The sequence below is a fragment of the Streptomyces sp. NPDC044704 genome (assembly GCF_056433525.1).
On sequence record NZ_JBWKGY010000008.1, the window covers coordinates 89,219 to 110,777 of the forward strand.

The window sequence follows — 21,559 nt, forward strand, 5'->3', positions numbered from 1 at the left end:
CCCTGGTGCCCCCGGCAGGATTCGAACCTGCGACACCCGCTTTAGGAGAGCGGTGCTCTATCCCCTGAGCTACGAAGGCGGAGACCGCTGACAGCCTAGCGGATCAGGATGCGGGTGGTCGCCCCGATTCGGGGTGGGGGCGGCAGGGGTGGTGGCCGGGGTGTTCGGGCGGTGGTGGGCAACCTCCTTGGCAGCGGCCCCATTCGGGCCGGGCGGGGCTACGGGAACCGCAGCGAGGCCGCGACCGGGAGGTGGTCGCTCGCGGTCGGGGGGAGGGTGTGGGCGGAGACCGGGGTGAGGCCGCGGACCAGGATCTGGTCGATGCGGGCCACCGGGAAGCGGGCCGGCCAGCTGAAGCCCGGGCCGGCGCCCGCCGCCTCCTGGGCGGAGCGGAAGCGGGACATCAGCGGGGCCAGGGCGCGGTCCGCGGTGGTGCCGTTGAAGTCGCCGACCAGCAGGGTCCGCTCGGCGGGGTCGGCGCGCAGGGCGGCGTCGAGGTTCCGGGCGGCCTCGTTGCGGCGTTCGGTGGTGAAGCCGGCGGGGCGGAGCCGGACCGAGGCCAGGTGGGCGACGTAGACGGTGACGGGCCCCTTCGGGGTGTCGGCGGTGGCGCGCAGGGCGCGGGTCCACGGCATGATCGGTACGGCCTCGGCGTCGCGCAGGGGGTGGGTGCTCCAGAGCCCCACCGTGCCCCGCACCACGTGGTACGGGTGCGTCGCGGCCAGGGTGCGTTCGTAGGCGTCCGTCGCGGGCGGGGTCAGTTCCTCCAGGGCGATCAGCTGCGCGCCGGACGCGGCGACGGCCCGGGCGGCGCCGGCCGGGTCGGGGTTCGCGTCGTCCACGTTGTGGGTGACCACGGTCAGGTCGGCGGGGCCGCCCGCGCCCCGGTCGGTCAGCAGGGTCGTGCCGTGCAGCCCGGTCCAGGTGAGCGCGGGCAGCAGGACGGCGGCCAGGGCGGTCCGCGAGCGGCGCGCCAGCGCGCCGGCCAGCAGGGGCAGGACCAGCAGGCCGGTCCAGGGGAGGAAGGTCTGGACGAGGCTGCCGAGGTTGCCGGTCGCGCGGCCGTTGGGGATCCAGGGGTTCAGCAGCATCACCAGGGCGGTGAGGAGGCAGAGCCCGGCCAGGATCCGGCCCCGGGCGGAGGAGGCCGCCCCGCCCCCGGGCCGCCCGGGACCGGCCGTCACGGCGGCCGCCGCGCCGGTGCCCGTACGCCGTGCGGCCGGGTCGGGAGCGCCGGGAGGGCGGCCCGGGTCGGGAGCGCCGGGAGCGTCGGGCGCGCCGGGAGGGTCCTGGCGGGGTATCGCGGTCATGCCTTCCAGGACGCCCGGGACCGGACCGGGGTTCGCCCCCGGCGGCGCGGCGGAGGGGATCGCGCCGCGACGCCGCCGGACGGCCGTGCCTACGACGCCTCCTGGCGGGCCGTCACGGGCTCACACCCCCATCGGGGTGTGCAGTTCCACGACCAGCTCCACCTCGACCGGCGCGTCGAGCGGCAGCACGGTCACCCCGACCGCGCTCCGGGCGTGGATGCCGGCGTCGCCGAACGCGGTGCCGAGCAGCTCGCTCGCGCCGTTGACCACGCCCGGCTGGCCCGTGAACGACGGGTCGCTCGCGACGAAGCCCACGACCTTCACCACCCGCTTGACCGCGGACAGGTCCCCGGCGACCGACGCCACGGCGGCGAGCGCGTTCAGCGCGCACTGCCGGGCCAGGTCCTTGCCCTGCTCCGGGGTCACACCGGCCCCCACCTTGCCGGTCAGCGGCAGGGCGCCGTCCACCATCGGCAGCTGGCCGGAGGTGTACACGTAGTGGCCGTTCAGCACGGCCGGCACGTACACGGCGACCGGGGCGGGGGCGGGCGGCAGCGTCAGCCCGGCCGCGGCCAGGCGCTCTTCGGGGGTCGTGGGGGTCACGGTCACGACGGGCTCCTTCGGGGGAAGCGGACGATGGGTTCGACCATGCCCGGCTCCCGCGCCGAAAGCCGCCGAAAGGCCTCCTCCACCCGGGTGAAGAGGAGTTCGCGGGTGGTCATCACACGCCCCGTCCCGGGGGCCGTCGGCCCGGAGCCGCCCGCCCGTCAGGGCCGGGTGATCCGTACCTGGTAGCTGCCGTTGCGCAGTTCGCCCACCACCGAGACGCTGATGCCGGACTTGTCGTCGGTGAAGGTCTCGCCCGGCACGTACGGCGCGTCCGACAGCTCGGCGTGCACGTTCGGCCGCCGGGTGCAGCCGCCGCTCTCCACCGCGCTGTCCCGCACCGTGACGGGGCCGCGCCCGGTGTCGACGTCCGAGTCCACCTTGTAGATGAGCACGCCCGGCTTGCAGACGGCCTCGTCGTTCCCGGCCCGCGTCCGCACCTCCACCGCGTACCCGGAGCTCTCCGACAGCGGGACGAAGGCCAGCTTCGTGCCGCCCTCCACGGCCAGCGGCGACAGGACGTGGTCGCTGACCCCCGATTTGGAGGCGCAGCTGATCTGCTCCCCGTCCAGCCACCCCAGCTTCCACTTGTGCCAGCCGAGGAGGTCGTTGTTGGCGCCCCAGTCCTCGCTCATGATGTCCCAGTGCCCGACCGTGCCGCCGCCGTCGGCGGTGTACAGGTCGGGCAGTCCGAAGACGTGCCCGTTCTCGTGGGGGAGCACCCGGTAGCCGGTCTCCCGGTAGGAGCCCGAACCGTCGTCCTGCCGGCTGTAGACGAAGGACGTGTTCGCGAGCGGTACGCCGTCGGCCACCGGTGCCTCGCCGTTGCCCGAGAAGGTCACCGACAGGACGGTGTCGAGGGCGGACGGTCCGGCGTTCGGCGTGACCAGGACGTTGACCAGGTCGTACTTGCCGAAGTCGACGTCGCTGTCGGCGGCCTTCGCGATGTGCTCGACGAGCTGCCGGTAGCCGGGCTCGTACGGGGACCCGCGCCCGATCCCGTACGCGGCGAACGGCATCGGCATCCGCAGCCAGTCCCTTATCGGCGCCTCGGCCCGGTAGGTGAGCCGGCCGTAGGAGCTGATCCGGAACCAGTCGGAGGTCTGCGGGAAGAACTCCGACAGCCGGTCCATCGCGGTGCCCTCGCCCTTGGCGTCCGGGAAGTCGATCATCAGGTTCAGTGCGCGCACCTCACCGGTCGAGCGCGAGTACCCGGGCGGCGTCGGCAGGCCCTCGGACATCTGCACGCCCATGGTCCCGGTGATCCGGCAGGGCGCCAGCACCGACTCCGCGGTGGTGGCCACCGGACCGGCCGCCGAGTGCCCGCGGCCGGATATGCCCGTGCTCGCGGTCGCCGTCACGCCGAGGGCCAGCGCGGTCAGGCCGATGAACGCGCTGGTGCGGCAGGGTCTGCGTATCCGGTGGCGGGTCTGCGGCATGGAGATCGCCTTCGGGTCCGCGGCAGCCGGCCGGGTCCGGTCTGCGCTCTGTCCGCCCACCCTCCGACGGCTGCGGCGCGCCCGCGCGCCGGGAGCGTCCAAACGGGACCGGGCCCCCGAACCGACCTGTGACCCAGCTCACACGGACGAGTGAAATAACCGGGGACTCGATCCCCGTTTGCACGTACGTCGCACGAAGCGGGGACCGTTTCCCCGTTTCATCCGGCCGCAGTCACCGCGGTACCCGCCGCCGCCGTACTCGCCCCAGGAAGGCCCCCGGAATGAAGAGCCCGACCCGCACGCGCACCGCCGCTCCGGCGGCGACCGTGGACCTCGCGGAGCAGGCCGTGGACCTCGCGGAGCAGACCGTGGGCCTCCCGGCGGCGACCGTGGACCTCGCGGCCCCGGCGCCGGAGCGGGCCGCGACCCCGACTCGGCTGCCGAAGCCGCGCGCGGACGCCGTGCGCAACCGGGAGCGGATCCTGGTGGCGGCGCGCGAGATGCTGGTGGAGCACGGCTCGGAGGCCCCGCTCGACGAGATCGCCCGCCGGGCCGGCGTCGGCAACGCCACCCTCTACCGGCACTTCCCCGACCGCGCCGCCCTCGTCCACCACGTGGTGCTCTACGTGACGGGCCGGGTCGCCGCCCTCGCCGACGAGGTCCTCGCCGAGGAAGCGCGGGCCGAGCTCCCCGACGCCTTCGCCGCGCTCTGCCGCTTCGCCCACGCGGCGGCCGACGAGCGGATCGGTGCCCTGTGCCCGATGCTCGCCGGCGGCTTCGACCACGACCACCCCGAACTCCTCGCGTCCCGCGACGTGTTGGCGGAGGCCGTCGAGGCCCTCGTGGCCGCCGGGCAGGACGGCGGACTGGTGCGCACCGACATCGGCGCCGGCGATCTGATGGTCGCCCTGTCCCAGCTCAGCCGACCCCTCCCCGGTACGGGCTGCCCGGACGCGGACCGGTACGCGCACCGTCACCTCCAGCTCTTCCTCGACGGCCTGCGGGCTCCGGCCCGCTCCGAACTGCCCGGCGCCGCGGCCACCTTGCAGGACCTCAGACGGAAAACCACATGACGTACAAAACCCTCATTAAGTAGTCTTTTCAGTCACCCCGCACAGTGAAGTAGGTACCCCCATGTCAAAAACCGCCGTGACCGCGCCGCCGGTCGCCGCCGATCCCAATCGGTGGAAGGTGCTCGTCTTCATCGCCCTGGCGCAGCTGATGGTCGTCCTCGACGCGACCATCGTGAACATCGCGCTGCCGTCCGCCCAGACCGACCTCGGCATCTCGGACGGGAACCGCCAGTGGGTCATCACCGCGTACGCGCTGGCCTTCGGCGGACTGCTCCTCTTCGGCGGCCGCATCGCCGACAAGTGGGGCCGTAAGAACGCCTTCGTCATCGGTCTCGCGGGCTTCGCCCTGGCCTCCGCGCTCGGCGGCGCCGCAACCGGCGAGGCGATGATGCTCGGGGCCCGCGCCCTCCAGGGTGCGTTCGGCGCGCTGCTCGCACCGGCCGCGCTCTCGCTGCTGGCCGTCAGCTTCACCGACGCCAAGGAGCGGGCCAAGGCCTTCGGCATCTACGGCGCGATCGCGGGCGGCGGCGGCGCCGTCGGCCTGATCCTCGGCGGCTTCCTCACCGAGTACCTGAACTGGCGCTGGACGTTCTACGTGAACATCCCCTTCGCGATCGTCGCCGCCGTCGGCGCCTGGATGGTCATCCGCGAGCCGGCCGGCTCCCGCAACGCCGCGAAGCTCGACGTCCCGGGCGTGGTCCTCTCGACCCTGGGTCTCGTCTCGCTCGTGTACGGCTTCACCCGCGCCGAGTCCGAGGGCTGGTCGGACGGGGTCACCATCGGCCTGTTCATCGCCTCCGCGGCGCTGCTGCTGGCCTTCGTGTACGTCGAGTCCAAGGTGAAGTCCCCGCTGCTGCCCCTGCGCGTCCTGCTGGAGCGCAACCGCGGTGGCGTCTACCTCTCGCTCGGTCTGGCCGTCATCGCGATGTTCGGCCTGTTCCTCTTCCTCACCTACTACCTCCAGGTCGTGAAGGGCTTCTCGCCCGTCAAGACCGGCTTCGCCTTCCTGCCGATGATCGTGGGCATGATCACGGGATCCACCCAGATCGGCGCCCGTCTGATGACCCGCGTGCCGCCGCGCCTGCTCATGGGCCCGGGCTTCCTGATCGCCGCGACGGGCATGCTGCTGCTGACCCAGCTGGAGGTCGGCTCCTCCTACCCGGCGCTGATCCTGCCGGCGCAGCTGCTGCTGGGCCTCGGCATGGGCACGGCCTTCATGCCGGCCATGTCCCTGGCCACCCACGGGGTCGACCCGGCCGACGCCGGCGTGGCCTCGGCCATGGTCAACACCTCGCAGCAGGTCGGCGGCGCCATCGGTACCGCCCTGCTGAACACGATCGCCGCCTCGGCGACGACCGCGTACCTGACCGACCACGCGGCCGAGGCTGCGGCGGGCGGACCGGCGGCGCAGCTGGTGCAGGCGCGGGCCATGGTCGAGGGCTACTCGTCCGCGATCTGGTGGGCCGTCGGCATCCTCGTGATCAGCGCGACCATCGCGCTCACCCTGATCAACACGGGCCGTCCCGGCTCGGGCGCGCCGGTGGCCTCCGGCTCCGGCTCCGAGGACGCCGAGTTCAAGGTCCCGGTGATCGCCCACTGACGCGGCTCCCGGTGCGGGAATGACTGATCACCCCGCTTCGTTCAAATTTGAACGAAGCGGGGTTAGTCTTTTGTCCGGCGGCCCCGGCTCCGTACGGCGGCCCGGCAGGCCCCGTACCGAACTCCCGACGACCGAGGAGCGCCCGATGACCACCGCGCCCACTCCCGCCCGCATGCCGGCGCTGTACCTGAGCCACGGCGCCCCGCCGCTGGCCGACGATCCGCTCTGGCCCGCCGAGCTCGCCGCCTGGTCGGCGGAGCTGCCCCGGCCGCGCGCGATCCTGATGGTCTCCGCCCACTGGGAGGAGGCCCCCCTGGCCCTCGGCGCCACCGAGCCCGTCCCGCTCGTCTACGACTTCTGGGGCTTCCCCGAGCACTACTACGCGGTGCGCTACGGGGCCCCCGGCGCGCCGGAACTCGCCGCCTCGGTCCGCTCCCTGCTGCGGGCCCCCGGCACCCCCGTCCAGGACATCCCCGACCGCGGCCTCGACCACGGCGCCTACGTCCCCCTGGTCGAGATGTACCCCGAGGCCGACATACCGGTCCTGCAGATCTCCCTGCCGACGCTCGACCCCGCCCGCCTCATGGACATCGGCCGCCGGCTCGCCCCGCTGCGCGACGAGGGCGTGCTCATCGTCGGCAGCGGTTTCTTCACCCACAACCTGGCCGCGCTGCGGCACACCGGCCCCGGCGTCCCCGGCTGGTCGGCGGAGTTCGACGCTTGGGGCCGCGAGGCACTCGCCGCCGCCGACGTCGACGCCCTGCTCGACTTCGAGACCAAGTCCCCGGCGGGCCGCCTGGCCCATCCCCGGACCGAGCACTTCGCCCCGCTGTTCGTCACCCTCGGCGCGGCCGAAGCCGACCTCGCCGCCCAGCGCACCCCGGTCGACGGCTTCTGGATGGGCCTCTCGAAGCGCTCCCTCCAGTTCGGCTAGCCGCCGCGGGGCGCCCCGGTGATCGATTCGTCGACCGTGAACCCCTTGGCGGGTCCCGTGGGGATGGTGACCGCGGTCCCGTAGGCCGCCCGGACCTCGTCGTCGTAGACGGCCTTCTCGGGATCGGGTGAGCTCAGTACCGTGACGGTGCCGCGGTCGTCGTGGTCGTCGATCAGGAGGTAGACCGGGATGCCGGCGCGGGCGTAGGCCCGCCGCTTGCGGATCCGGTCGCGGGAGACGCTGTCGTGACCGGGGGAGACCACTTCGACGATCAGCTCCACGCCGGAGGCCATGATGCCGATGCCGTCCTCGGTGACGTGTTCCCGGGCGTCCTTCGGTGCGATGAACAGGTCGGGGATCGAGACCTTGCGCCCGTGGACGACCTTCATGGCCTGTCGCGCGGCGTAGCCGCTGCCGGCCAGGAACACCACGAGGGCGTCACGCAGGACGTTGGCGGTCTCGCCGTGCGAGAAGCGCCCGGTGGGTGACACTTCGATGTTCCCCTCGATGATCTCGGCGTGGAAGCCCTCGGGGAGTTTCTCGACTGCGGCTTGCCATGCGAGCCACAGGGCCTCGTCCAGATCTGAAGGGGGTGTGGCGGTCTCGCGGGCGAGAGCGGTCATGGGTGCAGCACCTCCTCCTCAAGTGTGGGCGCCGCCGGCCGGGCGGCACAAGCGACGCCCCCGACCTTGGGTGGGGCCGGGGATGGGCCGCAGGAGTGCGACCCCGGCTCACTCGGGCGGGTGGCGGGGCGGCTGCAGGGGCTTCTCGTACCAGCGGACGTCCCAGTAGCGGCCGAACTTCCAGCCCGCTTCGGTGAACTCCCCGACGCGGCGGAAGCCGTACCGCTCGTGCAGGCGCACCGAGGCCTCGTTCGGCAGGGCGATGCCCGCGAACGCCCGGTGCACGGGCTCGTCGGCGAGCGCTGCGAAGAGGGCGTCGTAGAGCAGGGTGCCGATGCCCCGGCCCACCGCGTGCGGGGCGAGGTAGACGCTGACCTCCACAGAGCTCGCGTACGCCGGTTTGGGGCGGAAAGCGCTGCTTGTCGCGTATCCGGCCATTCGCTCGCCAGTCCAGGCAACCAGAAGCCGGTGGGGGCCGTCTTCAGGGTGGGAGTGCAGCCACGGCCGGCGCTGTTCCGGGCTGAAGGGGACCGTGTCGAATGTGACGGCGGTCTCACGGACGTAGTGGTTGTACAGCTCCGTGAGGCCCGCAAGATCCGCCTCGGTTCCGGGCCTGACCTGCACCCCTTCGATTTCTCGCGGCATCGCGCCCCCTGAGTGTCCGGGTGATGGCGGGGCAGGATACTGCAAGATCTCGAGAAAGAGGGAGCACCGTGGGAATTCTGTCCCGATTCCAGTCGTTGTTTCCATCGGAAGCGGGCACTCGGGAGAGTGTCCGAAGGACGGACCGCCGCACCACCAGCGGCCCCGGGCCGTCCACCAGCCGCACCGCGACCGACTCATCGCATCGCAAGGGAGCACGCATGGCAACCCGCGCCGTCGCCCGTCGTCAGTCCACGAGCAGCGCCCGCTCCGTGGGCGGGGAGATCGCCGACCGTGACCTGGTCGGCATGTACCTGGACGAGATCGCGCGCACCCCGCTGCTCGACGCCGCCAGGGAAGTGGAGCTCTCGCAGATCATCGAGGCGGGCGTGTACGCCCGGCAGATCCTCGACGAGGCGATAGAGCGCGAAGGGGAGGCCCCCGCGCGCGAGGAGCTGGAGGCCCTGGCCGCCGAGGGCGAGCGCGCCAAGGAAGTGTTCATCCGCTCCAACCTCCGCCTGGTCGTGGCCGTCGCCCGCCGCTACCCGCGCAGCGGCCTGCCCCTCCTCGACCTGATCCAGGAGGGCAACGCCGGCCTGGTCCGCGCCGTGGAGAAGTTCGACTACGCCAAGGGCTTCAAGTTCTCCACGTACGCCACGTGGTGGATCCGCCAGGCCATCACCCGCTCCATCGCCGACCAGTCCCGCACCATCCGCCTCCCCGTCCACCTGGTCGAGGAGCTCGGCCGGATCCGCCGGGTGCAGCGCGAGTTCAACCGCGAGAACGGCCGCGACCCGGAGCACGCGGAGATCGCCGCCGAGCTGGACACCACGGAGAAGCGCGTCGGCGACGTCCTGGACTGGGCGCGGGACCCGGTCAGCCTGAACATGTCGGTGGACGACGAGGGCGACACCCAGTTCGGCGACCTGCTGGAGGACACCTCCGCGATCTCCCCCGAGCAGTCCGTGCTCTCGCTGCTGCGCAGCGAGGAGCTGGAGGACCTCCTCGGCAAGCTGGACCAGCGCACCGCGTCCATCATCAAGATGCGGTACGGCATCGAGGACGGCCGCGAGCGGACGCTGACGGAGGTCGGCAAGCAGCACGGCCTGACCCGCGAGCGGATCCGCCAGATCGAGAAGCACGCGCTGCTCGAACTGAAGCGCATGGCCCGCGACACCGGCTTCGACGCCGTGGCCTGACCGGCCCGCGTCACAGCCCCCCTGACGAGCCCCGGTACCTACCCCCCCCAGGTGCCGGGGCTCCCTCACTCCGGGTCGACCGGGTCGCCCCGCGCGCGGGCTCCGCCCCACCCGCGCCGGCTCCGCTACATCCGTGCCGCCCCCGACAGCCGGGCCGCCAGCGTTCGCGCCGCCCCGGCGAGGAACTCCGGCTCCCGCACCGTGAACGGGAGCCCCGCCAGCGCCAGCCGCGCCGCCAGCCACTCCGGGGTGTCCGCCGTCTCGAAGCGCACCCGGGCGCCGCCCGCCTCCGCCTCGGCCGCCTCGCGCAGCCAGCCCGGGAGGTCCTCCGGAGCCGCCGCGAAGGACACGTCGACCTGGTACCCCTCCCCGCCGCGCAGCCCGCGCCGGACGAACTCCGCCGCCTCCATCGGCAGCTCCCGCGGCGCGAACCGGGCCCCCGTGGCGAAGGGCTCGCTGACCCGGTCCATGCGGAAGGTCCGCCAGTCCTCCCGCTCCAGGTCGTAGGCGACCAGGTACCAGCGGCTCCCCGTGCTCACCAGCCGGTACGGCTCCACCTGCCGCCGGGTGTCCGCCCCGTCCCGCGCCCGGTACGCGAACCGCACCCGCTCCGGCCCGGCGATCGCCGCCGCCATCGTCGTCAGCGTCCGCGGATCCACGCTCGCCCCGTCGCCCCGGGTCACCGCGACCGTGGCCGACTGGAGCGCGCCCACCCGGTGCCGCAGCCGCGACGGGAGCACCTGCTCCAGCTTCGCCAGGGCCCGTACGGAGGCCTCCTCGACCCCCTCGATCGCGTGCCCGGCCCCCGCCCGCAGCCCCACCGCGATCGCCACCGCCTCCTCGTCGTCCAGCAGCAGCGGCGGCATCGCCGCCCCCGCCACCAGCCGGTACCCGCCCTCCGATCCGAGGGAGGCCTCGACCGGGTAGCCGAGGTCGCGCAGCCGGTCGATGTCCCGCCGGATGGTCCGCGCGCTGACGTGCAGCCGCTCGGCGAGCTCGCTCCCGGGCCACTCGCGCGGGGTCTGGAGCAGGGACAGCAGGGTGAGCAGCCGCGCCGGGGTGTCGTTCATGGCTCAAGGCTGCCACCGAAATAGGACACCATCTGACCTACATCCCGTCTAGGTTTCTCTCCATGAGCACCGAGACGTCCCAGACATCGCCCGAAAGAGAGAACGGGCCCGTACGAGAAGAGCGGAACGCACCCGCCGCACCCGCACCGGACAAGGGCGCCGCACCGGGCGCCGGATCCTCCCAGGACGCCCCCGCGGAGGGGGCGGGCTCGCCCGGCGACCGCCGCCGCTGGCTGGCCCTCGCCATCGTGATGACCGCGGCCTTCATGGACCTGGTCGACGTCACGATCGTCAACATCGCGATACCCAGCATGCGCGACGGCTTCGGCGCCTCCACCAGCGCGATCCAGTGGATCACCGCCGGTTACGCCCTCGCCTTCGCCGCCGGCCTGATCACCGGAGGCCGTCTCGGTGACATCTACGGCCGCAAGCGCCTCTTCCTCATCGGCATCGCGGGCTTCACCGCCGCCTCGCTGCTCTGCGGCATCGCCGCGAACCCGTCCATGCTCGTCGCCTCCCGCATCCTCCAGGGCGCGATGGCGGCCCTGATGGTCCCGCAGGTACTGGCGATCATCCACGTCACCTTCCCACCGCACGAGCGCGGCAAGGTCTTCGGCATGTTCGGGGCGATCGTCGGCCTCGGCGCCGTCTCGGGCCCGATGCTCGGCGCGCTGCTCACCCAGTGGAACCTCTTCGGCCTCGAATGGCGCCCGATCTTCCTGATCAACCTGCCCGTCGGCATCGCCGGCGTGCTCCTGGGCCGCAAGTTCATCACCGAGTCCAAGGCCCCCCAGGCGCTGCGACTCGACCTGGTCGGCGTCGTCCTCGCCACCGCCGGCCTCGTCATGCTGATCTTCCCGCTCACCCACGGCCGGGAGAACGACTGGCCGCTGTGGGGCTTCCTGTGCATGGGCGCGGTGCCCTTCGTCTTCGCCGCCTTCATCGCCTACGAGAAGTACAAGATCAAGAAGGACGGCTCGCCGCTCGTCGAGCTCTCCCTCTTCAAGGTCAAGAGCTTCGCGGGCGGCATCGCCGTCCAGCTGACCTTCGGCATAGCGACGGGCATCTTCTTCCTCGTCTGGACCCTGTACATGCAGATGGGCCTCGGCTGGAGCGCCCTGCGCGCCGGCACCACCGGCATCCCGTTCTCCATCGCCGTCTCGGCCGCCGCGGGCATGTCCGTCCAGAAGCTCGTCCCGCGCTTCGGCCGCAAGGTGCTCCAGGCCGGCGCGCTGACCATGGCCGCGGGCCTGCTCCTCTACATCTGGGAGTCCGAGCACTACGGCATGGGGATCGCCTCCTGGCAGATGGCTGCCCCGCTGATCGTCATGGGCGCCGGCATGGGCCTCATCGTCGCCCCGCTGACCGACACCGTCCTGTCGCAGGTCCCGCGCGAGCACGCCGGGTCCGCCTCCGGCCTGATCAACACCACCGGCCAGATGGGCAACGCCCTCGGCCTCGGCCTGACCTCCGTCGTCTTCTTCGGGGTCATGGACAACGACGCGATCTACGGACCCCCGTACGTCGAGGCCTTCCGCAGCGCGCTCTGGTGGGTCGTCGCCGTCCTCGTCGTGATCTTCGCGGTGATGTTCATGCTGCCCCGCAAGCAGGTCCCGATGGGCGAGCGCGAAGGCGCCGTCCCGGCGGCGGCCGAGGGATCCGCCCCGGCACCCGAGAAGGTTCCGGCCGCCTAGTGCCGTGACCGCACTAGGTCCGCGGCTGCCCCAAGCCCTGAACGGACATGCCCCCCCGACGGCGGGCATGTCCGTTTTGCTTTGCTCATCCCGTTCCGGGGACGTACGGTGGAGGGGAATCCACAGAGTCGGGCACGGAACGGACCGAAAACCACATGTACGCACCCGAACGCCAGCAGGAGATCCTGCGCCTCGCCCGCGAGGCCGGACGCGTCGACGTGCTCTCCCTCGCCGACCGCTTCCAGGTCACCGCCGAGACCGTACGCCGCGACCTGACGGCCCTCGACCGGGCCGGCCTCGTCCGGCGGGTGCACGGCGGAGCCATCCCCGCCGGCCGCCTCGACTTCGAGCCCGACCTCACCGAACGCGAAGCCACCGCCGCCGACGAGAAGGACCGCATCGCGGCCGCCGCCCTCACCCGGATCCCCGACGGCGCGGGCGTCATCCTCGACGCCGGCAGCACCGTCGCCCGCCTCGCCGCCCGGATCCCCCTCGACACGGCGCTCACCGTCGTCACCCACGCGCTGCCCGTCGCCGCCCGCCTCGCCGACCACACCGGCATCGACCTGCACCTCGTCGGAGGCCGCGTCCGCCACCGCACCCGGGCCGCCGTCGACGCCTGGGCACTGCGCGCCTACGCCGAGATCCGCGCCGACGTCCTCTTCCTCGCGACGAACGGCTTCAGCGCCGGAACCGGCCTGACCACGCCCGACCTGGCCGAGGCCGCCGTCAAACGCGCCGCGATCGCCGCAGCCCGCCGGGTGGTGCTGCTCGCCGACTCCGCGAAGGCCGGGCAGGAACACTTCGCCCGCTTCGGGACCTTCGCGGACGTGGACCTCCTCATCACCGACACCGGGCTCGACCCGGCTCACAAGGCGGCCGTCGAAGCCGCCGGTACGGAAGTCGTGCTCGTATGATCGTCACCGTCACCCCCAACCCCTCCCTCGACCGGACGTACGAGGTCCCCTCGCTGGAACGCGGTACGGTCCTGCGCGCCACCGGTGACCGGGTCGACCCCGGCGGCAAGGGCGTCAACGTCTCGCGCGCCGTCGCCGCGGCGGGCGTCCGCACGACGGCGGTCCTCCCGCTGGGCGGCTCCCCGGGCATACTCCTCGCCGAACTGCTCGGCGCCCAGGGCGTCGACGTCACCGCCGTCTCGATCGCCGGCCAGACCCGCTCGAACATCTCGGTCGCCGAACCCGACGGCACCCTCACGAAGATCAACGCGCCGGGCCCCGAGCTGCTCCCGGACGAAGCGGCCCTGCTCCTGGACACCGTCCGCACCTGCGCCGGCCAGGCGGAGTGGATCGCCTGCTGCGGCAGCCTCCCCGGCGGCCCCGGCCCCGGCTGGTACGCCGAACTCGTCGCCCGGGCCCACGAGGGCGGCGCCCGGGTCGCCCTGGACACCTCAGGCCCCGCGCTCCTCGCGGCCCTGCCGGCCCGCCCGGACGTGATCAAGCCCAACGCGGCGGAACTGGCCGAAGCCGTCGGCCGCCCCCTGCCCACCCTCGGCGACGCCGTCAAGGCCGCCGAGGAGCTCCGCACGCTCGGCGCCGGAGCCGTCCTGGCCTCCCTCGGCGCCGACGGACAGCTCCTCGTCTGCGCGGAGGGCACCTTCCACGGCACCGCGCCCGTCACCGCCGTCCGCAGCGACGTCGGGGCCGGCGACGCCTCCCTCGCCGGATTCCTCATCGCCGGAGGCACCGGCCCGGCCGCCCTCGCCTCGGCCCTGGCCCACGGAGCCGCGGCCGTCCAGCTGCCGGGCAGCGCCATGCCCACCCCCGCGGACCTGCGCCCCGGAGCGGTCCGCGTGACCGCGGACCCGCCCCTGGACCTCCCGCTGGCCTGACCCCGCCCCCTGACCCGGGGAGGGTTCACCGCACCCGCGCGCGGACCTCCATCGCACCGCGGGCGGCGGCCTCGCTCTCGTAGACCTCGCACATGTGGCGGCCGTCCGGCGTGGCCGTGTGCTCGACCTCCCACAGACTGACCTCGCTCCCGTCCAGCAGGACGAACGCGTGCTCGTACAGGCTGAAGCCCGCGTCCCGCCCGTCGGCGAGGCACTGCCGGCCCCCGAAGGCCTGGGTGATCCGGTGGGCGTACGCCTCGCGCAGCCGCGCCCCCACCCCGTCCCCGGGACGGTCGGAGTTCTCCGCGCGGCGCAGCACCCGGCGGGCGTGGTCGGCGGACTCCTCCACGGTGTACTCGCGGTGCCGCTCCTCCGGGGCCGGCGTGGCGAACAGGGCGCTCAGCACCGCGAGGTCGTCCTCCCGCTGCCCCTCGTGGCCGGCCGGGAACGGATCCGGCACCGCGTCCTGCGGCCCCTCGCCGAACAGCCCGGCCACCGCCAGGACCAGCTCGCCCTTGCTCGCGAAGACCTCGCAGCGGGTGGCGCGGTCACCCTTCAGCCGGTAGGCCAGTTCCCACAGGGACTCCGCACCGCCGTCGGCCAGCAGGTACGTGTGCCGGTGGGTCTCCCGCCACAGCCCCGCCGCCGGACTGTGGTGCGTGGTGTACAGCGAAGAGCTGTGGGCGAGCGCCGTGTTCAGGCGCTCGACCAGCTGGTCCGGCAGGTCGAAGGAGTTGAGTGCGCGGCCGAGGAGTCGATCGAGGTGCGCCTCGGTTGTCTCGTACGGATCGCTCAAGGTGGGTCTCCAGGCCGTCGCAGGTTGTCACTTCGCAGACGCTCAACGTAGCCCCTGGTTCTGACATCACGTCCGGGGTTCGGTAAAACGTCCGGGAAGTATCAGGGGTTCCCGCCACACCTTCAGGTCAACTTCCGTATGCATAGGCATGGTTAGTGCCGCTCTGTGGCGCTGCGGGGGACTATGGGCGGCATGGCAACGAATACAGTGGGCGTCCCCCGCCAGCAGCGCCGGACCCGCAGCCGGCCCGAGGACGAACTCGGCCCGGCCCCAAGGGGTTTGGCCTGGCTGCTGGTGGTCACCGGAGCTGCCGGTCTGCTGGCCTCGTGGGTGATCACCCTGGACAAGTTCCTCCTGTTGGAGGACCCGGACTTCAAGCCCGCGTGCAGCCTCAACCCCGTGGTCTCCTGCGGCAGCGTCATGAAGAGCGACCAGGCGGCGGCCTTCGGGTTCCCCAACCCGATGCTGGGACTGGCCTGCTACGCCGTCGTGGTCTGCGTGGGCGCGGGCCTGCTGTCCGGGGCCCGCTACCGCGGCTGGTTCTGGCTGGGACTGAACGCCGGCACCCTCTTCGGCACCGGCTTCTGCGCCTGGCTGATGGTCCAGTCCCTCTACGAGATCAACGCCCTGTGCCTGTGGTGCAGCCTGGCCTGGGTGGCGACGCTGCTGATGTTCTGGGCGGTCACGGCGCACAACGTCCGCGCCCGGCACCTGCCCGCGCCCGGCCCGGTGCGCGTCTTCTTCACCGAGTTCGGCTGGGCGCCGCCCGCCCTGCACATCGGGGTGATCGCGATGCTGGTCCTGACCCGCTGGTGGGACTTCTGGACCGGCTGACGGTCCGGGCCCGCCGGGTACGGACGCACGGGAGCCCCGGCAGCCGCAAGCTGCCGGGGCTCTCGTCACTCCCCGGTCACGGCCGGGGTACCCCCTGCTCCACGGGCACCGGGGGGCCCGGCCGGAGGGGTGTGGATCAGCTGCCGACGGAGGCGTTGCCCGAGAGGACGGGGATGTTGCTGAGGATGTGCGAGAGCGGCTCGTCACCCTTGGCCTGGGTGGAGTTCTCGGTGCACTGCTGGTTCTGCGGGTTGGACAGGACGTTGATGTCCTGGACGCCGACGTTGATCAGGGCCAGGATCGACTGGGCGTTGACCTTGGCCGGCAGGCCGATGCAGGGCTTGTTCAGCGTGCCCTGGACGAGGCCGAGCTGCGGGCTCTGGTCGCCGTGGGTCTTCTGGTTGCCGTAGATCTGGGAGGCACCGTTGCCGTTGACGGTGTTGATCCCGTTGTCGTTGCCGATGGCCATGGCCGGGGCCGCGGCCGCAGCGCCAGCGCCGACGGCAACGGCGGAGACCGCGGCGGCGGTCATGATCTTCTTGAGCATCATTGGTCCTTTTGTCGCACGAGTGCCCGTTAGCGGAGCTCCCTGGTCAACTCCCGCTGGCGGGCTTGGTTCCGCTCCTTCACTCAAACGGCCCGTTCGGGCGCCGCTTTTCCCCGAGGCGGGTGAGGCCGTCCCGGACGCCTGCGCGAAGCCCGTACGCAGCCACCGGGCCCACCCGGGTGCCCGCCGTCCGGTTGCGGACCGTAGAAGGTGTTCGCACGGTGGGTGAGGAGGAGGCGGATCGCTCGGGTCCGCTTCTGCGACCACTCCGAAGGAATCTCCATGCAGCGCACCAAGCCGTCCCGCTTCCGCGTCCTCGTCCCGTCGGCCCTCGCCCTCGTCATACTGTCCGGCGCGGCTGCCCCCGCGGTCGCCGCGGACGGCGAGGGCGCTGCCGGCCTCACGAAGAAGGTGGAGGCCGTGCAGGAACAGATCGAAAGCCTGGAGTCGCGTGCCGCGGCCGGCCCGATCGACGACCTCCTGGCCGGTATCGGCACGACCCTGGCCGATCTCCTCAAGTCCCTCCAGGCGCTCCTGCCCGGGGTGACACTGCCGCCGATCGAGCTGCCGAAGCTCCCCGCCCTCCCGGAGATCCCCGCGATCCCCGGCCTCCCGGCGATCCCGCAGCTCCCCCAGCTTCCGCAGCTCCCCGTCACCACCCCGGCCGTCCCCCCGACGGACGGACTGGTCCCGGCGATCCCGGAGATTCCGGCGATCCCCGACATTCCGATCCACTAGCAGTTACGACTATTGGGCTGAACAGGTCTGATCGGCTGCGCAGCCGTGTCGTCCGGGCCGCTGGACCGTTTCGCTCGGTGTGAGCCCCGGCATCGGGGCAGGACATCGAACAGAAGGTGCACTTCCCATGAACTCTGCTGCTGCCAAGAAGGCCGCCCTGGTCCTGGCCACCGCTGGTCTCGCCGCGGCCGGTGCCGCCGGCTCCGCCGTCGCCGACTCGTCGGCCGAGGGCGCGGCCGTGGGTTCCCCCGGTGTCCTCTCGGGCAACCTGGCTCAGGTTCCGGTCCACATCCCGGTCAACGTCTGCGGTAACTCCGTCAACGTGATCGGCCTGCTGAACCCGGCGTTCGGCAACATCTGCGTCAACGACTGACGTTCGTCGCAGTCGGCACACATGACTGTGGGCGCCCCCGGCCTCGCCGGTGGCGCCCACAGTCGTGTCGGCGGCCGCTCAGTGGGCGCCGCCGTTGAGCTTCACACCGCCGAGCAGTTCCGGGGACGCCTGGGGGGCGACGTTCGCGACCTCCAGCACCTGGCCGGGCAGGTCGTTGCGGGCCTTGTTGAGCGTCTGGACGGTCCCGAAGACCTTGTCGACGGACTGGCCCTGCTCGGCGAGGCCGTTGCCCACCGTCTGGGGGAGCGCCTCGGTGACGGGGCCGACGGCGTTCAGCGCGTCCGACAGTCCGCTCGTCGCGCTCATGGGGGGCATCGACGCCGGGGCGTCGGCGGCGAAGGCGGGAGCCGCGGCGCCGAGGGCGGCGACGGAGCCGACGACGACAGCGGCGACCTGCTTGAGCTTCATTATCGAAATCCTCTTCTTTTCGTGGGCGGAGGGGCCGGCGGCGACCGTCGCGCCGCTTTCGACCTGGGTAACGATTACCGGCCGCTGCGGAAACGCCGGGCTTCGCGGCATGACGACGGCCGGAGAATCCGACGAGGGATTCTCCGGCCGATATTTCTTCTGATTACCGTCATTCCCGGTCAGGAGACCCGGGACCTCCGGTACAGAATCGCGCCGCCCAGGATCAGGGCCGAGGCGAGGGCCGCAGCGGCGGCCGGCTGACCGGCGCCGGTGGCGGCCAGCTCCGGCGCGGCCGCGTGGGCCGGCGCGGGGACGGCGGGCGCCGGAGCCGGCCGGTCCGGTGCGGGGACGGGCTCCGGAGCGGGCGCCGGCGCGGGTACGGGCGGCAGGTGCACCGGGACGTCACCGTCGGGGGCGGCCGGGGGCTGGTCGCCGGGCCGTACCTCCTCCGGTACGGGGACGGGCGCCGGAGCGGGGTGCTCCACGGGCTGGCTGCCGTGCGGCGGTCCGCCGGGGCCCTCCTCCGCGACGGGCGGCGCGGGAGTCGGCTCCTGGACGGGCTCGGGCACCGGCTCCGGCTCGGGGACCTCCGCCTCGGGAACCTCGGGCAAGGGCTCGGGCAGGGGCTCCGGCTTGGGCTCGGGCTTCGGTGCCGGGGGCGCCGGGTGGGGGACCGGCTGCTCGGCGTGCGGCGGCGGGGGACCCGCGGGGTGGTCGTCGCACTCCTCCTCGACCGGCTGCTGCTGCTGCTCCTCCTCGCCGGAACCGCCGTAGCCGTCGTGGCGGGGGGTCTCCTCGTGCCGGGGCGCCGCGTGCCGGGGGGCGTGCGTGCGGGGGACCTCGTAGCGGCGTTCCTCCTCCTGGCGCTGGGCGGGCAGCGCGTGCCGGCCGCCGCCGCGCCCGTCGAGGTAGCGCTCGAAGGCCTCGGCGTGCTCGGGGCTCAGGTAGCGCTCGTAGTCGTGGTCGACGCCGGAGCCGGTCGTGGTGGCGCAGGTGTTGCCCATCGCGGGGTTGAGGGCGGCGCCCCCGTCCACGCTGTTGCCGCACACGTTCGGGGCGAAGGTGACCGGTACCGAGACGCTGTTGCCGGACAGCACGCCCGGTGAATGCGAGGCCTCGGCCGTCGACCCGGGATGCGCGTAGGCCGCGCCGGTCGCGATCGACAGCAGGCTGGAGGCGGCCGCCGCCGTGAGCATCCCCTTGCCCAGTACCTGTCGGCTCAGTACCTGTCGCATGGGTCCTTCCCTGTCTACCGGCGCTGGGGCCGGTGCTGAATCGAAGGTGGCCCCGGAGTGCACCGCCGTGCACTCCGAGGCCACTCCGAGGAGGTTCGCCCTCGCGGGCTCAGGCGCTTCGTCAGGCGTTGACGCAGGTGTTGCCGAACGCCGGGTTCAGCAGCGCGATCACGTTGACGGTGTTGCCGCAGACGTTCACCGGGACGTGCACCGGGACCTGTACCAGGTTGCCGGAGAGGACACCGGGGGAGCCGACGGCCTGGCCCGCGGCCCCCGCGTCGGCCATGGCGGGCGAGGCGACACCTGCGGCCATCAGCGCGCCGGCGGCCAGCACCACTGCCTTCTTGTACTTCATTTGATTTCAATCCTTCCCGCAGGGGCGTATCCACTGCACAAATAACAACGAGCGGCTCCGGGAAAAGAAACCGGAGATATGCGGGGGGCGTGAGGGAATTCACTCCGTTGCCCCCGGTGTTCGTGGGCGGAATTCCAGGACGATTTCTTCCGGAATTCGACGGCCCTGACACGCGGCGAGGCCGCCGCGACCCGAGGGTGCGACGGCCTCGCCGGGGCGGGGCTCCGGCTGTGGTCAGCTGCCGTTGGAGACGTTGCCCGAGAGGATCGGGATGTTGTCGAGGATGTGCGAGAGAGCCTCGTCGCCCTTGGCCTGGGTGGAGTTCTCGGTGCACTGCTGGTTCTGCGGGCTGGACAGGACCGGGATGTCCTGGACGCCGACGTTGACGAGGGCGAGGACCGACTGCACGTTGGCCTTGGCGGGCAGGGCGATGCAGGGCTTGTTGAACGAGCCCTGGATGAGCGCCATCTGCGGGCTCATGTTGCCGTACGTGGCCTGGTTGCCGTAGATCTGCGAGGCGCCGTTGCCGTTGACGGTGTTGATGCCGTTGTCGTTCCCGATCGCCATCGCCTGCGGGGCCATCGCGGCACCCAGACCCACGACGGAGGCGGCAACCGCTGCGCCAGCCACAAACTTCTTGATCATTTTCGTCCCTTTTTTGCAGGATTGCCCGGTACTGGAGCACCCGGAACAACGGGCCCGCCCCGGCCCGGGTTGCGTGACTTCACCCGGATGCCGACGTTTCGGGCCGGACGGTTGACGCTCAGGCGTTCCCGCGCGGGCCGCCGACGGGGCGCCGCGGCGGTCCGCGGGACGGTCCGTGGGGCGGGCCGCGCGGCGGTCCGGGGGCGCGATTTCCTTATCCGTTCGAACGACGGCGCACGGCCATAACGACCCGCCCGCGACGAGGGTGCGTGCCATCGCCCAAAAGGCCGTACGAGCGAGTCCGACGTGATTTCCAGCCTGATTTCTGACAAAGTTCACTCCTGTTTTGTCCCCTTGATCGAAAATGGAGACAGGGACATGGGTTCCTCCCGCAGAATCCTCGGCACACTCGGCCTGCTGTCCTGCCTCACACTTTCCGCTTACGCCCCTGCGGCGGAGGCGGTGGCGCCCGCCGGACCGCGCGAATTGCCCCGGGTCCCCTTCACCCAGCGTTATCAGGCCGTCCAGCACGGCGGGCTCGTCCGGGCCTCGAACTCGGGCATCAGCTGCCGTCGGGAGGAGGCTCCGCAGGCCGAACCGTGCGCCGAGGTCAAGCGGGGCGCGGCCGGGGTCAACAGCGACTTCGAGATGTTCTACAGCGAGGTCGACAAGGACCCCGACACCTACAACTCCACCCGCGCCGAGCTCAAGGTCCCGCAGGGTGCGAAGGTCTCGTACGCCCGCCTCTACTGGGGCGGGAACCTGCGGGTCGGCGAGCAGAAGCCGCCGCAGGACAACGGCCGGGTGCTCGTCTCCGAGCCGGGCGGCGCGTACAAGGCGGTGCTCGCCGACACCGTGATCGGGCACCGCAGCGACGACGGCAGTGACGCCTACCAGGCCTCGGCCGACGTGACCCCGCTGGTGCGCAAGGGCGGCGCGGGCCTGTGGACCGTCGCCCAGCTGAACATCGCCATGGGGCACTCGGAGGTGGGCGCCTGGGGCGGGTGGACGCTGGTGGTCGCCTACGAGCACCCGCAGGAGCCGCTCCGGCGGATCTCGCTGTGGGACGGCTTCGAGGGGCTGCTGGCCGGGGGCGGCGAGGCGGCCGGGGAGACGGTGGAGATCACCGGGCTGGACGCGCCGGCCGGGTCCGCCGGGCGGGCCGGGGTGGTCGCGTACGACGGGGACCGCGGGACGCTGGGGGACTCACTCACGGTGACGGCCGACAGTGGCCGCCGGGTCAGCCTCAGTGATGCAGAAAATCCTTTTAATGATGTTATGAATTCCACGATCACGGAATTCGGACGTCCCTCGTTCGTGCGACAGCCCGAACACATCAACAATCTCGGATACGACGCGGACGTGTTCGATCTGAGCCCCGCCCTGTCCGGTGGTGCCCGCAGCCTGAGTTTCAAGTTCACAGGCGAAAGCCAGGGTCAATTCCTCGGTGTGCTCTTCGTTCAGACAGACGCGCGCCGCTGAACGCAGGAGACCACTCCACGTGCCATCAGCACCGTCTTCACCAGCACCGTCTTCACCAGCACCTTCCGGTTCTGCCTTCACCGTCC

General features: G+C 72.2%; 24 protein-coding genes and 1 tRNA gene. 12 read left to right on the forward strand and 13 right to left on the reverse strand.

Annotated elements, in window-relative coordinates:
* Positions 1-3 precede the first annotated feature (3 nt).
* The 4 genes from AC07B0_RS21085 to AC07B0_RS21100 all read right to left on the reverse strand — a co-directional run bounded on the left by AC07B0_RS21085 (position 4) and on the right by AC07B0_RS21100 (position 3,355).
* Positions 4-79 (reverse strand) — tRNA-Arg (locus AC07B0_RS21085).
* Positions 80-218: 139 nt separating this feature from the next.
* A complete protein-coding gene (locus AC07B0_RS21090; protein WP_478898705.1) occupies positions 219-1,310 on the reverse strand; it encodes an endonuclease/exonuclease/phosphatase family protein in 1,092 nt (363 codons plus the stop codon).
* Positions 1,311-1,430: 120 nt separating this feature from the next.
* Positions 1,431-1,913, reverse strand: coding sequence for a RidA family protein (locus AC07B0_RS21095; RefSeq protein WP_356872458.1), 483 nt, complete (start codon positions 1,911-1,913; stop codon positions 1,431-1,433).
* Positions 1,914-2,077: 164 nt separating this feature from the next.
* A complete protein-coding gene (locus AC07B0_RS21100) occupies positions 2,078-3,355 on the reverse strand; it encodes a M6 family metalloprotease domain-containing protein (protein ID WP_356872239.1) in 1,278 nt (425 codons plus the stop codon).
* Positions 3,356-3,636: 281 nt separating this feature from the next.
* On the opposite strand from AC07B0_RS21100, the gene AC07B0_RS21105 reads away from it, so the two are divergent.
* The 3 genes from AC07B0_RS21105 to AC07B0_RS21115 all read left to right on the forward strand — a co-directional run bounded on the left by AC07B0_RS21105 (position 3,637) and on the right by AC07B0_RS21115 (position 6,962).
* A complete protein-coding gene (locus AC07B0_RS21105) occupies positions 3,637-4,428 on the forward strand; it encodes a TetR/AcrR family transcriptional regulator (protein WP_478898706.1) in 792 nt (263 codons plus the stop codon).
* A gap of 61 nt (positions 4,429-4,489) precedes the next feature.
* Entirely contained in the window at positions 4,490-6,028 is a 1,539-nt protein-coding gene (locus tag AC07B0_RS21110; RefSeq protein ID WP_356872235.1) for an MFS transporter, read from the forward strand.
* Between the two features lie 145 nt (positions 6,029-6,173).
* Positions 6,174-6,962: a dioxygenase family protein gene (locus AC07B0_RS21115; protein ID WP_467296171.1), complete on the forward strand. Its 789-nt coding sequence runs from the start codon at positions 6,174-6,176 to the stop codon at positions 6,960-6,962.
* Here the strand turns inward: AC07B0_RS21115 and AC07B0_RS21120 are convergent.
* Positions 6,959-7,585 (reverse strand): Uma2 family endonuclease, encoded by a 627-nt coding sequence (locus AC07B0_RS21120; protein ID WP_469382238.1) that lies wholly within the window; start codon positions 7,583-7,585, stop codon positions 6,959-6,961. The two genes, AC07B0_RS21115 and AC07B0_RS21120, sit on opposite strands and share 4 nt — an antisense overlap.
* A 108-nt stretch (positions 7,586-7,693) precedes the next feature.
* Entirely contained in the window at positions 7,694-8,230 is a 537-nt protein-coding gene (locus AC07B0_RS21125; protein ID WP_469382237.1) for a GNAT family N-acetyltransferase, read from the reverse strand.
* A 218-nt stretch (positions 8,231-8,448) separates the two neighbouring features.
* Between AC07B0_RS21125 and AC07B0_RS21130 the strand changes: the two genes are divergently transcribed.
* The gene (locus AC07B0_RS21130) at positions 8,449-9,426 is read left to right on the forward strand and encodes a sigma-70 family RNA polymerase sigma factor (protein WP_356872227.1); all 978 of its coding nucleotides are present in this window, start codon (positions 8,449-8,451) and stop codon (positions 9,424-9,426) included.
* Positions 9,427-9,551: 125 nt separating this feature from the next.
* Here AC07B0_RS21130 and AC07B0_RS21135 read toward each other — a convergent pair whose 3' ends face one another.
* Complete coding sequence (locus AC07B0_RS21135) at positions 9,552-10,496, reverse strand: helix-turn-helix transcriptional regulator (protein ID WP_478898707.1); 945 nt, start codon at positions 10,494-10,496, stop codon at positions 9,552-9,554.
* Positions 10,497-10,558: 62 nt separating this feature from the next.
* On the opposite strand from AC07B0_RS21135, the gene AC07B0_RS21140 reads away from it, so the two are divergent.
* From AC07B0_RS21140 to pfkB, 3 genes are all read left to right on the forward strand, one after another.
* The gene (locus tag AC07B0_RS21140; protein ID WP_478898708.1) at positions 10,559-12,190 is read left to right on the forward strand and encodes an MFS transporter; all 1,632 of its coding nucleotides are present in this window, start codon (positions 10,559-10,561) and stop codon (positions 12,188-12,190) included.
* A gap of 155 nt (positions 12,191-12,345) precedes the next feature.
* Positions 12,346-13,107, forward strand: coding sequence for a DeoR/GlpR family DNA-binding transcription regulator (locus AC07B0_RS21145; protein WP_356872221.1), 762 nt, complete (start codon positions 12,346-12,348; stop codon positions 13,105-13,107).
* Positions 13,104-14,039, forward strand: a complete 936-nt coding sequence (pfkB, locus tag AC07B0_RS21150) for a 1-phosphofructokinase (RefSeq protein ID WP_478898709.1) — start codon at positions 13,104-13,106, stop codon at positions 14,037-14,039. Before AC07B0_RS21145 ends, pfkB begins: the two co-directional genes overlap by 4 nt.
* 25 nt (positions 14,040-14,064) lie before the next feature.
* On the opposite strand, the gene AC07B0_RS21155 is transcribed toward pfkB, so the two are convergent.
* Complete coding sequence (locus AC07B0_RS21155) at positions 14,065-14,835, reverse strand: DUF6227 family protein (protein WP_356872217.1); 771 nt, start codon at positions 14,833-14,835, stop codon at positions 14,065-14,067.
* Between the two features lie 192 nt (positions 14,836-15,027).
* Between AC07B0_RS21155 and AC07B0_RS21160 the strand changes: the two genes are divergently transcribed.
* Positions 15,028-15,669 carry a vitamin K epoxide reductase family protein gene (locus AC07B0_RS21160; protein ID WP_356872215.1) on the forward strand — a complete coding sequence of 214 codons (642 nt, stop codon included), beginning with the start codon at positions 15,028-15,030 and terminating at the stop codon, positions 15,667-15,669.
* A 136-nt stretch (positions 15,670-15,805) separates the two neighbouring features.
* Here AC07B0_RS21160 and AC07B0_RS21165 read toward each other — a convergent pair whose 3' ends face one another.
* Complete coding sequence (locus AC07B0_RS21165) at positions 15,806-16,216, reverse strand: rodlin (RefSeq protein WP_467296187.1); 411 nt, start codon at positions 16,214-16,216, stop codon at positions 15,806-15,808.
* A gap of 282 nt (positions 16,217-16,498) precedes the next feature.
* On the opposite strand from AC07B0_RS21165, the gene AC07B0_RS21170 reads away from it, so the two are divergent.
* Positions 16,499-16,954: a hypothetical protein gene (locus AC07B0_RS21170; RefSeq protein WP_356872211.1), complete on the forward strand. Its 456-nt coding sequence runs from the start codon at positions 16,499-16,501 to the stop codon at positions 16,952-16,954.
* A 127-nt stretch (positions 16,955-17,081) separates the two neighbouring features.
* Positions 17,082-17,327, forward strand: a complete 246-nt coding sequence (locus tag AC07B0_RS21175) for a chaplin (protein ID WP_356872209.1) — start codon at positions 17,082-17,084, stop codon at positions 17,325-17,327.
* Between the two features lie 78 nt (positions 17,328-17,405).
* Here AC07B0_RS21175 and AC07B0_RS21180 read toward each other — a convergent pair whose 3' ends face one another.
* Positions 17,406-17,756, reverse strand: a complete 351-nt coding sequence (locus tag AC07B0_RS21180; RefSeq protein WP_356872207.1) for a hypothetical protein — start codon at positions 17,754-17,756, stop codon at positions 17,406-17,408.
* On the opposite strand from AC07B0_RS21180, the gene AC07B0_RS21185 reads away from it, so the two are divergent.
* Positions 17,746-17,919 carry a hypothetical protein gene (locus AC07B0_RS21185; RefSeq protein ID WP_356872205.1) on the forward strand — a complete coding sequence of 58 codons (174 nt, stop codon included), beginning with the start codon at positions 17,746-17,748 and terminating at the stop codon, positions 17,917-17,919. The genes AC07B0_RS21180 and AC07B0_RS21185 overlap by 11 nt on opposite strands.
* A 16-nt stretch (positions 17,920-17,935) precedes the next feature.
* On the opposite strand, the gene AC07B0_RS21190 is transcribed toward AC07B0_RS21185, so the two are convergent.
* The 3 genes from AC07B0_RS21190 to AC07B0_RS21200 form a co-directional block, all read right to left on the reverse strand.
* The gene (locus AC07B0_RS21190) at positions 17,936-18,991 is read right to left on the reverse strand and encodes a chaplin (RefSeq protein ID WP_478898710.1); all 1,056 of its coding nucleotides are present in this window, start codon (positions 18,989-18,991) and stop codon (positions 17,936-17,938) included.
* Positions 18,992-19,112: 121 nt separating this feature from the next.
* Positions 19,113-19,304: a chaplin gene (locus AC07B0_RS21195; RefSeq protein ID WP_356872456.1), complete on the reverse strand. Its 192-nt coding sequence runs from the start codon at positions 19,302-19,304 to the stop codon at positions 19,113-19,115.
* A gap of 276 nt (positions 19,305-19,580) precedes the next feature.
* On the reverse strand, positions 19,581-19,991 hold the full coding sequence (locus AC07B0_RS21200; RefSeq protein ID WP_356872201.1) for a rodlin: 411 nt from the start codon (positions 19,989-19,991) through the stop codon (positions 19,581-19,583).
* A gap of 378 nt (positions 19,992-20,369) precedes the next feature.
* On the opposite strand from AC07B0_RS21200, the gene AC07B0_RS21205 reads away from it, so the two are divergent.
* On the forward strand, positions 20,370-21,473 hold the full coding sequence (locus AC07B0_RS21205) for a DUF3344 domain-containing protein (protein WP_469382231.1): 1,104 nt from the start codon (positions 20,370-20,372) through the stop codon (positions 21,471-21,473).
* The last annotated feature ends 86 nt before the right edge of the window (positions 21,474-21,559 follow it).

Bases quoted from the DNA above. Each gene is read 5' to 3' on its own strand.
- AC07B0_RS21165 (WP_467296187.1), bottom strand. From the start codon at position 16,216: ATGCTCAAGAAGATCATGACCGCCGCCGCGGTCTCCGCCGTTGCCGTC.
- AC07B0_RS21145 (WP_356872221.1), top strand. From the start codon at position 12,346: ATGTACGCACCCGAACGCCAGCAGGAGATCCTGCGCCTCGCCCGCGAG.
- AC07B0_RS21120 (WP_469382238.1), bottom strand. From the start codon at position 7,585: ATGACCGCTCTCGCCCGCGAGACCGCCACACCCCCTTCAGATCTGGAC.
- pfkB (WP_478898709.1), top strand. From the start codon at position 13,104: ATGATCGTCACCGTCACCCCCAACCCCTCCCTCGACCGGACGTACGAG.
- AC07B0_RS21190 (WP_478898710.1), bottom strand. From the start codon at position 18,991: ATGCGACAGGTACTGAGCCGACAGGTACTGGGCAAGGGGATGCTCACG.
- AC07B0_RS21100 (WP_356872239.1), bottom strand. From the start codon at position 3,355: ATGCCGCAGACCCGCCACCGGATACGCAGACCCTGCCGCACCAGCGCG.
- AC07B0_RS21195 (WP_356872456.1), bottom strand. From the start codon at position 19,304: ATGGCCGCAGGTGTCGCCTCGCCCGCCATGGCCGACGCGGGGGCCGCG.
- AC07B0_RS21180 (WP_356872207.1), bottom strand. From the start codon at position 17,756: ATGAAGCTCAAGCAGGTCGCCGCTGTCGTCGTCGGCTCCGTCGCCGCC.
- AC07B0_RS21170 (WP_356872211.1), top strand. From the start codon at position 16,499: ATGCAGCGCACCAAGCCGTCCCGCTTCCGCGTCCTCGTCCCGTCGGCC.
- AC07B0_RS21115 (WP_467296171.1), top strand. From the start codon at position 6,174: ATGACCACCGCGCCCACTCCCGCCCGCATGCCGGCGCTGTACCTGAGC.
- AC07B0_RS21135 (WP_478898707.1), bottom strand. From the start codon at position 10,496: ATGAACGACACCCCGGCGCGGCTGCTCACCCTGCTGTCCCTGCTCCAG.
- AC07B0_RS21140 (WP_478898708.1), top strand. From the start codon at position 10,559: ATGAGCACCGAGACGTCCCAGACATCGCCCGAAAGAGAGAACGGGCCC.
- AC07B0_RS21090 (WP_478898705.1), bottom strand. From the start codon at position 1,310: ATGACCGCGATACCCCGCCAGGACCCTCCCGGCGCGCCCGACGCTCCC.
- AC07B0_RS21105 (WP_478898706.1), top strand. From the start codon at position 3,637: ATGAAGAGCCCGACCCGCACGCGCACCGCCGCTCCGGCGGCGACCGTG.
- AC07B0_RS21130 (WP_356872227.1), top strand. From the start codon at position 8,449: ATGGCAACCCGCGCCGTCGCCCGTCGTCAGTCCACGAGCAGCGCCCGC.
- AC07B0_RS21175 (WP_356872209.1), top strand. From the start codon at position 17,082: ATGAACTCTGCTGCTGCCAAGAAGGCCGCCCTGGTCCTGGCCACCGCT.
- AC07B0_RS21160 (WP_356872215.1), top strand. From the start codon at position 15,028: ATGGCAACGAATACAGTGGGCGTCCCCCGCCAGCAGCGCCGGACCCGC.
- AC07B0_RS21205 (WP_469382231.1), top strand. From the start codon at position 20,370: ATGGGTTCCTCCCGCAGAATCCTCGGCACACTCGGCCTGCTGTCCTGC.
- AC07B0_RS21110 (WP_356872235.1), top strand. From the start codon at position 4,490: ATGTCAAAAACCGCCGTGACCGCGCCGCCGGTCGCCGCCGATCCCAAT.
- AC07B0_RS21200 (WP_356872201.1), bottom strand. From the start codon at position 19,991: ATGATCAAGAAGTTTGTGGCTGGCGCAGCGGTTGCCGCCTCCGTCGTG.
- AC07B0_RS21125 (WP_469382237.1), bottom strand. From the start codon at position 8,230: ATGCCGCGAGAAATCGAAGGGGTGCAGGTCAGGCCCGGAACCGAGGCG.